At 45.9% G+C, this 12,554-nt stretch carries 10 protein-coding genes and 1 tRNA gene; all 11 read left to right on the top strand.

Going from position 1 to position 12,554, the window contains the following annotated elements; all coding sequences use genetic code 11:
* The coding region (gene tuf / locus Q0140_RS07645; RefSeq protein WP_297963454.1) for an elongation factor Tu at window positions 1–966 on the top strand (966 nt) is incomplete at its 5' end.
* Between the two features lie 55 nt (window positions 967–1,021).
* Window positions 1,022–1,195 (top strand): 50S ribosomal protein L33, encoded by a 174-nt coding sequence (gene rpmG, locus Q0140_RS07650; protein ID WP_005872634.1) that lies wholly within the window; start codon window positions 1,022–1,024, stop codon window positions 1,193–1,195.
* A gap of 7 nt (window positions 1,196–1,202) precedes the next feature.
* A tRNA-Trp gene (locus Q0140_RS07655) sits at window positions 1,203–1,278 on the top strand.
* 12 nt (window positions 1,279–1,290) lie between these two features.
* A complete protein-coding gene (gene secE, locus Q0140_RS07660; RefSeq protein WP_005872632.1) occupies window positions 1,291–1,464 on the top strand; it encodes a preprotein translocase subunit SecE in 174 nt (57 codons plus the stop codon).
* A gap of 14 nt (window positions 1,465–1,478) precedes the next feature.
* Window positions 1,479–2,009 carry a transcription termination/antitermination protein NusG gene (gene nusG, locus Q0140_RS07665; protein ID WP_291939405.1) on the top strand — a complete coding sequence of 177 codons (531 nt, stop codon included), beginning with the start codon at window positions 1,479–1,481 and terminating at the stop codon, window positions 2,007–2,009.
* 20 nt (window positions 2,010–2,029) lie between these two features.
* Entirely contained in the window at window positions 2,030–2,455 is a 426-nt protein-coding gene (rplK, locus tag Q0140_RS07670; RefSeq protein ID WP_297963456.1) for a 50S ribosomal protein L11, read from the top strand.
* A 56-nt stretch (window positions 2,456–2,511) separates the two neighbouring features.
* Window positions 2,512–3,213 (top strand): 50S ribosomal protein L1, encoded by a 702-nt coding sequence (gene rplA / locus Q0140_RS07675; protein ID WP_297963458.1) that lies wholly within the window; start codon window positions 2,512–2,514, stop codon window positions 3,211–3,213.
* A gap of 113 nt (window positions 3,214–3,326) precedes the next feature.
* Window positions 3,327–3,806, top strand: a complete 480-nt coding sequence (rplJ, locus tag Q0140_RS07680; protein WP_295152864.1) for a 50S ribosomal protein L10 — start codon at window positions 3,327–3,329, stop codon at window positions 3,804–3,806.
* A 20-nt stretch (window positions 3,807–3,826) separates the two neighbouring features.
* Window positions 3,827–4,210, top strand: a complete 384-nt coding sequence (rplL, locus tag Q0140_RS07685) for a 50S ribosomal protein L7/L12 (protein WP_291939393.1) — start codon at window positions 3,827–3,829, stop codon at window positions 4,208–4,210.
* 90 nt (window positions 4,211–4,300) lie between these two features.
* Window positions 4,301–8,437 (top strand): DNA-directed RNA polymerase subunit beta, encoded by a 4,137-nt coding sequence (gene rpoB / locus Q0140_RS07690; RefSeq protein ID WP_297963460.1) that lies wholly within the window; start codon window positions 4,301–4,303, stop codon window positions 8,435–8,437.
* Window positions 8,434–12,554, top strand: a 4,121-nt coding sequence (rpoC, locus tag Q0140_RS07695) for a DNA-directed RNA polymerase subunit beta' (protein ID WP_297963462.1), incomplete at its 3' end; no start/stop codon positions are given. The genes rpoB and rpoC, both read left to right, overlap by 4 nt.

A 12,554-nucleotide genomic window follows, 5' to 3' on the forward strand; every position in this document is an offset into this window, starting at 1 on the left:
CACGTTGACTGCCCAGGCCACGCTGACTATGTAAAAAATATGATTACTGGTGCGGCGCAGATGGACGGCGCTATTTTAGTTGTCTCTGCTGCGGATGGTCCTATGCCTCAAACTCGCGAGCATATCTTGCTTTCTCGCCAGGTAGGCGTTCCTTATATCGTAGTTTTTCTAAACAAAACTGATATGGTCGATGATCCGGATCTTTTAGAGCTAGTTGAAGAGGAAGTTAGAGATCTTTTAAAAGAGTATAAATTCCCTGGCGACGAGACCCCAATCATTAAGGGCTCTGCTCTTAAGGCTCTTGAGGAAGCGAAAGCCGGACAAGACGGCGAATGGTCTGCAAAGATTATGGAGCTTATGGACGCAGTTGATAGCTATATTCCAACTCCTGTTCGCGATACCGATAAAGATTTCCTTCTTCCGATCGAAGATATTTTCTCGATTTCCGGTCGCGGTACCGTTGTAACCGGTAGAATCGAAAAAGGTATCGTTAAAGTTGGCGATACTATCGAGATCGTAGGTATTAAACCTACTCAGACTACTACCGTCACTGGCGTTGAGATGTTTAGAAAAGAGATGGATCAAGGTGAAGCTGGCGATAACGTAGGTGTTTTATTGCGCGGTACTAAGAAAGAGGAAGTAGAGCGCGGTATGGTTTTATGCAAACCAAAATCGATCACTCCTCATACTAAATTTGAGGGCGAGGTTTATATCCTAACTAAAGAAGAGGGCGGACGCCATACTCCATTCTTTAATAATTATAGACCGCAGTTTTACGTTCGTACTACAGATGTTACCGGTTCGATTACTCTTCCTGAGGGAACCGAGATGGTAATGCCTGGCGACAACGTTAAAATTACCGTTGAGCTAATTGCTCCGATTGCTCTTGAGCAAGGTACTCGCTTCGCGATTCGCGAAGGCGGTCATACCGTAGGTTCAGGCGTCGTTTCGAAAATCATCGCTTAATTTTTTGCAAGCGGAATTTTAAAATTCCGCTTGCTTTTTTATTCAAGGAAACCAAATGGCAAAGAATTCAAGTAGAGTAAAGGTCGGATTAAAATGCTCCGAAAGTGGCGATATTAACTATACTACTTATAAAAATAGCAAAACTACGACCGAAAAACTAGAACTTAAAAAATATTGCCCTAGATTAAAAAAGCACACGCTTCATAAAGAAGTAAAGTTAAAAGGCTAATTGTTATAGGGCAATAGCTCCAACGGTAGAGCGCCGGATTCCAAATCCGATGGTTGGGGGTTCGAATCCCTCTTGCCCTGCCACGAGGATTGGGTATGGAAAAAGTAAAAGAGTATTATAAACAAGCAAAAGTAGAGTTAGATAAGGTAATTTTCCCGACTAAAGATCAGACTAAAACAGCATATATCTCTGTAGTAGTCGTAGTCGTAGTTATCGCACTGTTTTTAGCGCTAGTGGATCTGATTATGTCCGCTTTGATAACGGCTTAAGTAAGGATCGCAATATGGCAAATAAATGGTATGCGATACAAACTTACGCCGGCAGCGAGATGGCGGTAAAGCGCGCGATAGAAGCGCTAAAGCAAGACGAAGCGCTGGAGGCAAAGATCGGTGAAGTGCTAGTACCTACCGAAGATGTTATAGAGGTCAAAAATACAAAGCAAACCATTAAAGAGCGTAGCTTATATCCAGGGTATTGTTTTGCAAATTTAGATCTGGATACCACTTTATGGCATAGAATTCAGATGCTGCCTAAGGTCAGTCGCTTTATCGGCGAGGCTAAAAAGCCCTCTCCGCTACCGGAAAAAGATATCGAAATAATTCTAGAAAAGATTAATAATCGCGAGGCTCCTAAGCCCAAGATTAATTTCGATGAGGGCGAGACGGTTAGGATCGTCGATGGACCTTTTGCTAATTTCAACGGCATCGTAGAAGAGTATGATATGATACATGGCAAGCTTCGCCTCAATGTTTCGATCTTCGGACGAAGCACGCCGATTGAAATTTCATACTCGCAAGTTGAAAAGATTATTTAAATTTTATAAGGAGTAAATTTATGGCTAAGAAAGTTGTTGGCGAAATCAAGCTGCAAATAGCGGCCGCAAAAGCAAATCCAAGCCCGCCGGTAGGTCCTGCATTAGGACAAAAGGGTGTTAATATTATGGAATTTTGCAAAGCGTTTAACGAGCGAACTAAAGATATGGTGGGCTTCAATATTCCTGTTATCATCACGGTTTATGCCGATAAAAGCTTTACTTTCATCACTAAACAACCGCCTGCGACGGATTTGATCAAAAAAGCGGCGAAGATAGATAAGGGTTCGGACAACCCTCTTAAAAAGAAGGTAGCATCCTTAACTAAGGCTCAGGTTTTAGAGATCGTCGAGAAAAAGATCGCCGATCTGAATACCAAAGATAGAGAGCAGGCTGCTAGGATTATAGCGGGTTCGGCTCGTTCTATGGGTATTACGGTCACTGACTAGACCTTTTGACCGCTAAGGTTTAAAAAAGCGGTAGCACTTTAATTGCGGAGAAATATATGCCAAAAAATTCAAAAAGATTCAACGAACTTTTAAAAAAAGTTGACGTAAATAAAATTTATAGTGTAGACGAAGCGGTAAGCACGGTAAAAACTCTAGCTTCTGCTAAATTTGATGAGACGGTGGAGATCGCTCTTAAACTAAACGTAGATCCAAGACATGCCGATCAGATGGTGCGCGGCTCGGTCGTTTTACCTGCCGGTACGGGAAAAAGCGTTCGCGTAGCCGTGATTGCAAAGGACGCAAAAGCTAGCGAGGCTAGCGAAGCGGGTGCCGATATCGTGGGTGCCGATGATCTGATTGAAGAGATTCAAAAAGGAAATATAAATTTCGACGTTCTTATCGCCACTCCAAATTTAATGGGACTAGTCGGTAAGGTAGGTCGTATTCTCGGTCCAAAAGGCGTTATGCCGAACCCTAAAACCGGTACCGTTACTATGGATATCGCTCAAGCCGTTAAAAATGCTAAGGGTGGACAGGTAAATTTCCGCGTCGATAAGCAGGGAAATATCCACGCAGGCCTTGGCAAGGCTAGCTTTAGCAAAGAGCAGCTTTTAGACAATCTTACGACGTTTATTAAAACCATAAATAAGCATAAGCCAGCGACTGCGAAGGGCAGATACGTAACTCATGCATCGCTTTCACTTACTATGAGCCCTGCAGTTACACTGGATAATCAAGAAATAATCGATTTAAAATAAAATTTTAAATTTTTATCTTAGATTGGAGATAGTTCAAGGTTTTTAACTTAATTGATCGAAATTTCAAAATTTCGATCGCTTGGCTTGAAATCACCGATCGGAAAGGAGACCTAATGACGAGAGACGAAAAATCAAAGATAGTAGCGGAGCTTGGCGAGGCTTTCAAAGCTAGCGAAGCTATAGTAATTTCCGATTTTAAAGGCCTTAGCGTTAAGCAGCTTGAAGATCTTAGAAATAGCGCGCGCGAAGCGGGCGTAAAGGTTCGGGTTATCAAAAACACCCTAGCCAATATCGCATTAAAAAATGCCGAAAAAAACGGACTTAGCTTTAAAGATACCAATATCTTCTTATGGGGCGAGCAGCTTTCTGTATGTAAAGTAGCGGCTAAATTTGAAGAGAAAAATGAAATTTTTAAGCTTAAGACCGCTCATATCGATGGGGAAGTAGCCGGCGTAGATAAGGTTAGAGCGCTTTCGAAGATGCCTTCGAGAGACGAACTTATCGCGATGTTACTTCAAGTATGGAATGCGCCGATTCAAAATTTTACGATCGGCCTCAATGCGCTTAAGCAGAAAAAAGAAGCTAGCGCTTAATTAAAATTTAGGAGAATAAAATGGCAATTTCAACAGATGAAGAGGTTTTGGAGTATATCTCTAATCGTTCGGTGCTAGAGCTTAGCGAACTAGTTAAAAAATTTGAGGAAAAATTCGGCGTAAGCGCAGCTCCGGTTATGGTAGCTGGCGGCGCAGGTGCAGGTGGTGCAGGTGCGGCAGCGGCTGAAGAGAAAACAGAATTCGATGTCGTATTGCTTGATGCAGGCGATAAGAAAATCAACGTAATTAAGGTCGTTCGCGCCTTAACGGGCCTTGGTCTAAAAGAAGCCAAAGACGCTACCGAGGCTACTCCGTCCGTTCTTAAAGAGGGACTTAACAAAGAAGACGCCGAGAAGGCTAAAAAAGAGCTTGAAGAAGCAGGCGCTAAAGTCGAACTCAAATAAATCGCGAAATTTTAAAATTTCGCATACAAATGTGTGCCGGTGCGCTGCATCGGCACTTCTTTCTTTAAAATACAACTACGAGGTAGTGGAATGTTAAATAGCCTATATTCAGGAAATCGTCTCAGGGTGGATTTTTCAAAGGTTCCCAAAGACATCGAAATTCCGAATTTATTACAACTACAAAAGAAAAGTTTTGATCATTTTTTAAATCTTGATAACTCGGGTGGAGAAAGCGGCATAGAGAAGGTTTTCAAAGCCATTTTTCCTATCCACGACGCACAGAATAGACTAAGTATCGAGTATGTAAGCAGCGAAATTTCAAAGCCAAAGTATTCGATTAGAGAATGCATGGAAAGAGGGCTTACTTATTCGGTAAATTTAAAGATGAAGCTTCGTCTGCTCGTGCATGAGCGCGATGAAAAGACGGGCAAAAAAATCGGCGTAAAAGAGATCAAAGAGCAAGATATATTCATTCGCGACATTCCTCTAATGACCGATAGAATTTCATTTATCATAAACGGCGTAGAGCGCGTCGTCGTAAATCAGCTGCACAGAAGCCCGGGCGTAATCTTCAAAGAGGAAGAGAGCCCTACGGTTCTAAATAAACTTATCTACACCGCTCAAATAATACCTGATCGCGGCAGCTGGCTATATTTCGAATACGACGTAAAAGACGTACTATATGTGCGCATAAATAAAAGGCGCAAGGTTCCGATAACGATCCTATTTCGCGCACTCGGCTACAAAAAACAAGACATTATAAAATTATTTTATCCTATTAAGACAATCTATATCAAAAAAGGAAAATTCCTAACCGATTTCGATCCGAAAGAATACGCGGGCAGGCTCGATTACGACATTATAAACGAAAAGGGCGAAGTGCTTCATCAAGCAAGCAAGCGCCTAACATCCAAAAAAGCGGAGAAGTTAGCGGAGGATGGATTAAAGCTAATCGAGTATCCGGCTGAAATTTTAGCCGAGCGCTACCTGGCCGATGCCATCGTCGATAAAAACAGCGGCGAAGTACTTTTTGATTCGCTAACCGCGCTTGATGAGGGCAAGCTAGCCAAGATCGCCAACACCGAGAAAAAATTTACGATCGCCAACGACCTAGCTAGCGGCGTGGATACTTCGATCATAAATTCCTTCATCCAAGATGCCGACGCGCTTAAACTCTTACAGCAAAGCGAGGGCATAGACGACGAGAACGATCTGGCAGCGATTAGAATTTACAAAGTTATGCGCCCCGGCGAGCCGGTGGTAAAAGAAGCGGCAAAGAGCTTCGTAAACGATCTATTTTTCAATCCGGAGCGCTACGATCTGACCAAAGTCGGTCGCATGAAGATGAATCATAAACTAGGCATCGAAGCGCCGGAGTACGTAACCGTGCTAACCAGCGAGGATATTATCAAGACGGCGAAATATTTAATTAGAGTTAAAAACGGCGACGGCTTCATCGATGATCGCGATAATCTCGGCAATCGCCGCATACGTTCGATCGGCGAGCTTTTGGCAAACGAGATGCACCTTGGCTTTATCAAGGTTCAAAAGGCGATCAAGGATAAATTTACTAGTATCAGCGGCAACCTCGACGAGCTTATGCCGTATGATTTCGTAAATCCTAAAATCATCACCACTACGCTTATGGAATTTTTCACCGGCGGTCAACTAAGCCAGTTTATGGATCAGACCAACCCGCTTAGCGAGGTCACGCATAAGCGCCGTCTATCTGCGCTGGGCGAGGGCGGTTTAGTTAAAGAGCGCGCTGGCTTTGAGGTGCGCGACGTCCATCCTACGCACTACGGTAGAATTTGCCCTATCGAAACGCCGGAGGGTCAAAATATCGGTCTGATCAATACCCTAGCGACCTATGCGAAGGTAAATGATCTAGGCTTCGTCGAGGCTCCGTATAAAAAGGTCGTAGACGGCAAGGTCACCGACGAGATCGTCTATCTTACCGCTACGCAAGAAGAGGGGCTCGTAATCGCTCCGGCGTCCGCTAAATTGGACGAAGAGGGCAATATCGTAGAGGAGCTTTTGGAGGTCAGAAAAGACGGCGAAAATATCATGGCTAAGCGTGAGGATATTTCGCTGATAGACCTTTGCTCGGGTATGGTCGCGGGCGTAGCGGCGTCGCTGATTCCGTTTTTGGAGCACGACGATGCTAACCGCGCGCTTATGGGCTCGAACATGCAGCGTCAAGCCGTGCCGCTTATACACTCTACTGCTCCTATCGTTGGAACGGGTATGGAAGCGATCATCGCGCGCGATTCGTGGGAAGCGATCAAAGCCGGTCGCGAAGGCGTCGTAGAAAAGGTCGATAATAAAAATATATTTATTTTGGGCGAAGACGAGAAGGGACCGTTTATCGATCACTACTCGATGGAGAAAAATTTACGCACTAACCAAAACACTACCTTTTCACAGCGCCCTATTGTGCGAAAAGGCGACGTGATAAAGGCAGGTCAAATCATAGCCGACGGTCCTAGCATGGACGGCGGCGAGCTTGCGATCGGCAAAAACGCTCTCATAGCTTTCATGCCGTGGCACGGTTACAATTACGAAGACGCCGTCGTCATGAGCGAAAAGATGATCCGCGCCGACGAATACACCAGCGTGCATGTTTATGAAAAGGAGATCGAGGCCAGAGAGCTAAAAGACGGCGTGGAGGAGATCACTCGCGACATCCCTAACATCAAAGAGGAGGAGCTTACCCACCTCGATGATAGCGGTATCGTAAAGATCGGTACTCACGTAAAGCCCGGCATGATCCTAGTAGGCAAGGTAACTCCGAAGGGCGAGGTCAAACCGACGCCTGAAGAGAGGCTTTTGCGCGCTATCTTTGGCGAGAAGGCGGGGCATGTGGTAAATAAATCTCTCTACGCGACCGCCTCTATGGAAGGCGTGGTGATCGACGTTAAAATTTTTACCAAAAAGGGCTACGAGAAGGATCCACGCACGAACAAAGCCTATGAGGATGAAAAAACCGAGCTCGAAAGGGAGCATCACGATAGGCTTTTGATGCTCGATCGAGAAGAGATGTTAAAGGTAGTGGCGCTTCTTTCTAAAAGCGCTTTGCAAAGCGATCAAAGCCTAAATAAAAAAGATTATAAAAAGGGCGATAAGGTTAAAAAAGAGGAGCTTGAAAGCTCTAACCGCTTTACGTTAAATTCCTTCGTCAAGGCTTATTCTAAAGCTGTTCAGAAGGAATACGAAGAGCTAAAAAACCACTTCCAAAACGAAAAGCGCAAGCTCAAAGAGGAGCACGACGAAAAGATCGAAATTTTAGAAAAAGACGATATCTTGCCAAGCGGCGTCGTTAAGCTCGTAAAGGTCTATATCGCGACCAAGCGCAAGCTAAAAGTGGGCGATAAGATGGCGGGTCGCCACGGAAATAAGGGCATCGTTTCAAATATCGTTCCTGAGGTCGATATGCCGTATCTGCCTAGCGGACAGCGCGTGGATATCGTGTTAAATCCTCTAGGCGTTCCAAGCCGTATGAATATCGGCCAGATAATGGAGAGCCACCTAGGTCTTGTGGGCTGGCGTTTAGGTGAGCAGATAGCTCAAATTTTAGAGGAAAAAACGGGCGAGTGGATAAAAACCCTTCGCGCCAAGATGATAGAGATAGCGGGCGTTTCCAAGCTGATGCAGGCTAAAAAGACGCTTGAGAAAATCAGCGACGAAGATCTTTTGAAATACGCTAGAGACTGGGCGAAAGGGGTGAGATTTTCCGCTCCGATATTCGAAGGCATTGTACCGGAGGATTTCAAAAAGCTATTTGAAATGGCGGGCATCGATCAGGACGGCAAGACCGAGCTTTACGACGGCCGCACAGGCGAAAAGATCAAAGAGCGCGTAAACGTGGGCTGCATGTATTATCTCAAACTACACCACCTAGTCGACGAGAAGGTTCACGCAAGAAGCACCGGTCCTTACAGCCTAGTTACGCAGCAGCCGGTCGGCGGCAAGGCGCTATTCGGCGGTCAAAGATTTGGAGAGATGGAAGTTTGGGCTCTGGAAGCATACGGCGCGGCATATACGCTTCGCGAAATGCTAACGATCAAATCCGACGACGTCGACGGACGCTTGGCTGCATATAAGGCGCTGACAAAAGGCGAAAACGTTCCGTCTACAGGGATTCCTGAGACATTTTTTGTTTTAACAAACGAGCTTAAATCGCTTGCTCTAGACGTTGAAATTTACGAGAATGGAGAGAATAAATGAGCGATAATTCAAATTTAGAAAGAATAGAAATAAAAGAAGACGCTAGAGTTCACGACTTCGACGCGTTTGCTATTAGGCTTGCTAGCCCCGAGCAGATTAAAGCTTGGAGCCATGGCGAGGTCAAAAAGCCCGAAACCATCAATTACCGCACGCTAAAACCAGAGCGCGACGGTCTTTTTTGCGCTAAAATTTTCGGTCCCGTAAGGGATTATGAGTGCATCTGCGGCAAGTATAAAAAGATGCGATATAAGGGCTGGAAGTGCGAAAAATGTGGCGTCGAGATCACGAGCTCGAAGGTTCGCCGCACTAGAATGGGGCATATCGAGCTAGTAACGCCGGTAGCGCATATTTGGTACGTAAATTCCTTGCCTAGCCGCATCGGTACGCTGCTAAATATCAAGATGAAAGATCTTGAGCGCGTGCTTTACTATGAGGCGTATATCGTAGAAAGTGCAGGCGAGGCATTTTACGACAACGAAAATTCTAAAAAGGTCGAAAAATACGACGTTTTAAACGAAGAGCAGTACCAGAGCCTAAAAGAGCGCTTTTCGCAGACGGGCTTCGTCGCCAAAATGGGTGGTCAGGTAATCCGCGATATGCTAGCCGAGCTTGATTTGGTAGAAATTTTAAATTCTTTGAAGGAGGAGATGGCTAATACAAACTCCGAAGCGAAGAAAAAAACTATCGTCAAGCGTCTAAAGGTCGTCGAGAGCTTTTTAAATTCCGGCAATAAGCCCGAGTGGATGATGATTACAAATCTTCCCGTGCTACCTGCCGATCTACGCCCGCTTGTAAGCCTTGAGGGCGGAAAATTTGCGGTTTCGGACGTAAACGATCTATATCGCCGCGTCATCAATCGAAATTCTAGGCTCAAAAGGCTGATGGAGCTCGACGCGCCCGAGATCATTATCCGCAATGAAAAACGAATGCTTCAAGAGGCGGTGGATGCGCTTTTTGACAACGGACGTCGCGCTAACGCCGTAAAGGGCGCCAATAAGCGACCGCTTAAATCTCTAAGCGAGATCATTAAGGGTAAGCAGGGCCGCTTCCGACAAAATTTACTCGGAAAGCGCGTGGATTTTTCCGGTCGTTCCGTCATCGTCGTGGGTCCAAATTTACGCATGGATCAGTGCGGTCTGCCTAAGACGATGGCGCTTGAGTTATTCAAGCCGCATCTAATCGCTCGCCTGCAAGAGAAGGGCTATGCTACGACCGTTAAGCAGGCCAAAAAGATGATCGAAAATAGGATCAATGAAGTTTGGGAGTGCTTGGAGGAGGTCGTAAAGGATCACCCGGTTATGCTAAACCGCGCGCCGACGCTTCATAAGATGTCTATTCAGGCGTTTCATCCCGTGCTCGTCGAGGGCAAGGCTATCAGGCTGCATCCGCTAGTCTGCGCCGCGTTCAATGCGGACTTCGACGGAGATCAGATGGCGGTACATGTGCCGCTTAGCCAAGAGGCGATCGCGGAATGTAAAATTTTAATGCTTAGCTCGATGAATATCTTGCTTCCTGCTAGCGGAAAACCCGTCGCGGTGCCTAGCCAGGATATGGTTTTAGGAATTTATTATCTAAGCCTCGAAAAGCCGGGTGCAAAAGGAACAAATAAAATTTTTGCAAACGTCGATGAGGTAATGCTCGCCGTGGAGGCAAACGCTCTGGATATCCACGCCAAAATCAAAACGATGATCGATCATCGCATCATCTTTACGACCGCGGGGCGATTGATCATCAAATCGATCCTGCCTAGCTTTATTCCGGATCATCTTTGGAATAAGATCATGAAGAAGAAGGATATCGCCGAGCTTGTCGATTACGTCTATAAAAACGGCGGCCTTGAGATAAGTGCGGAATTTTTGGATAATCTTAAAAATTTAGGTTTTGAATCCGCGACTAAAGCGGGCGTTTCGATCTCCGTTTCGGATATCATCGTGCCAAAGTCTAAAGCAAGCCTCGTCGAAGAGGCAAAAAAGCAGGTGCGAGAGGTTCAGAACCAATACGGCGCGGGCTTGCTAACTGACGGCGAGCGCTATAATAAAACCATCGACATCTGGACTAGCACTAGCAAGAAGCTAGCCGATGAGATGATGAAGATGATGGAGAAGGATAAGGACGGCTTTAACTCGATCTATATGATGGCGGATAGCGGCGCGCGAGGTAGCGCGGAGCAGATCAAGCAACTAGCGGGCATGAGAGGTCTGATGAGTAAGCCGGACGGCTCGATCATCGAGACGCCGATTACTTCAAATTTTAGAGAGGGTCTAAACGTAAATGAGTATTTCATCTCGACTCATGGCGCGCGTAAAGGTCTTGCCGATACTGCGCTCAAGACTGCAAATGCGGGCTATCTGACGCGAAAGCTGATCGACGTCGCACAAAACGTCAGAGTTACGATGCACGACTGCGGCACGCACGAGGGTATCGAGGTTACTGAGATTGTAGAGAACGGAACGCAAATAGAAAGCCTAGCCGATAGGATTATGGGTAGGGTGCTAAGCTCGGATGTAATTGATCCGGTATCGAATGAAATTTTATTCACCGAAGGCACTCTTTTGGGCGTTGGCGAAGTAAAAACCATCGTGGATTCGGGTATTAAATCCGTAAGTATCCGCACGCCGATTACGTGCAAGGCCGCAAAAGGCGTCTGCGCGAAGTGCTATGGCGTAAATTTAGGCGAGGGCAAGCTGGTAAAACCGGGTGAAGCGGTCGGTATCATCTCTGCGCAATCAATCGGCGAGCCGGGCACGCAGCTTACGCTACGAACCTTCCATGCTGGCGGTACTGCATCTACCGAGCAGCAAGATCGTCAAGTAATCGCCGATAAGGAAGGCTTTATCAGATATTACAACGTAAAGACCTACGAAAACGGCGGCAAAAATATCGTGATGAACCGCAGAAACGCCGCGGTGCTTTTGGTTGAGCCTAAGATCAAAGCCCCAATTACCGGTAAGGTAAGTATCGATATAACTCACGACGATGTGAATATCATGCTAAAGGGTAAGAAGGAAGAATTTAGATATACTATCCGGCGCCACGATCTAGCCAAGCCTACCGAGCTTGCGGGCGTAAGCGGTAAAGTTGAGGGGAAATTCTACATCGTATTTAAAGACGGCGAAACCGTTGGAGAAAATGATAGTTTAGTAGAGGTTATAAAAGAAGACTGGAATATCCCTACTCGAATTCCGTTTGCAAGCGAACTTCGCGTCAAAGACGGCGAGCCGGTAACTCAAAAGATCAAAGCGGGAGCAAATGGTACGCTTAAATATTTCATCCTCAAAGGTGATTATTTAGAGAGGCTAAGAGATATCAAAAAAGGTCACGTTGTAAGCGAGAAGGGCATGTATGTAGTCATCTCCGATGAAAACGGTAGAGAGGCAATCCGCCACTATATACCGCGCGAATCGGTCATTACCTATGATGATAATAGCGTCGTAAAAAGCGAAGATCTTATCGCCAAGCCTAAAAAAGACGATCGCTTGATTATCGCTGAGTGGGATCCGTATTCTATCCCGGTAGCAGCAGAGTGCGAGGGTAAGATTAGCTTTGAGGATATCGAGCCGGGATACACCGCTACGGAGCAATATGACGAGACTACAGGTCAAAGCCGTTTGGTTATCAACGAATATCTACCGCAGGGCGTCAAACCGGCCATTATCGTAACTCCTAGCAAGGGTGAGCCTATCAAATATAATCTAGGACCGAAAACTGCGATTTTTACAAATAAGGGCGATCAAGTAGCGATTGCGGATATTTTGGCTAGGACGCCGAAAGCTGCTGCGAAATCAAAAGATATCACCGGCGGTTTGCCACGCGTATCGGAGCTATTTGAAGCGCGCCGTCCAAAAAATACCGCGATCATCGCAGACATCGACGGAACGGTCCGCTTCGATAAGGCTTTGCGCGCGAAAGAGCGTATTATAATCGAGGGCGAGGACGGAACAAGCGCCGAGTATCTGATCGATAAAAGCCGCCAGATCCAAGTGCGAAATGGCGAGTTCGTCCACGCAGGCGAGAAGCTTACCGACGGAGTTATTAGCTCGCACGACGTGCTTAGAATTTTAGGTGAAAAGGCGCTGCATTATTATCTGATCAGCGAAATTCAACAGGTTTATCGCTC

The organism is uncultured Campylobacter sp. (genome assembly GCF_938045405.1).
Taxonomy (GTDB): domain Bacteria; phylum Campylobacterota; class Campylobacteria; order Campylobacterales; family Campylobacteraceae; genus Campylobacter_B.

Coding starts and splice junctions, on each gene's coding strand:
- rpmG (WP_005872634.1), top strand. CDS start 1,022: ATGGCAAAGAATTCAAGTAGAGTAAAGGTCGGATTAAAATGCTCCGAA.
- secE (WP_005872632.1), top strand. CDS start 1,291: ATGGAAAAAGTAAAAGAGTATTATAAACAAGCAAAAGTAGAGTTAGAT.
- nusG (WP_291939405.1), top strand. CDS start 1,479: ATGGCAAATAAATGGTATGCGATACAAACTTACGCCGGCAGCGAGATG.
- rplK (WP_297963456.1), top strand. CDS start 2,030: ATGGCTAAGAAAGTTGTTGGCGAAATCAAGCTGCAAATAGCGGCCGCA.
- rplA (WP_297963458.1), top strand. CDS start 2,512: ATGCCAAAAAATTCAAAAAGATTCAACGAACTTTTAAAAAAAGTTGAC.
- rplJ (WP_295152864.1), top strand. CDS start 3,327: ATGACGAGAGACGAAAAATCAAAGATAGTAGCGGAGCTTGGCGAGGCT.
- rplL (WP_291939393.1), top strand. CDS start 3,827: ATGGCAATTTCAACAGATGAAGAGGTTTTGGAGTATATCTCTAATCGT.
- rpoB (WP_297963460.1), top strand. CDS start 4,301: ATGTTAAATAGCCTATATTCAGGAAATCGTCTCAGGGTGGATTTTTCA.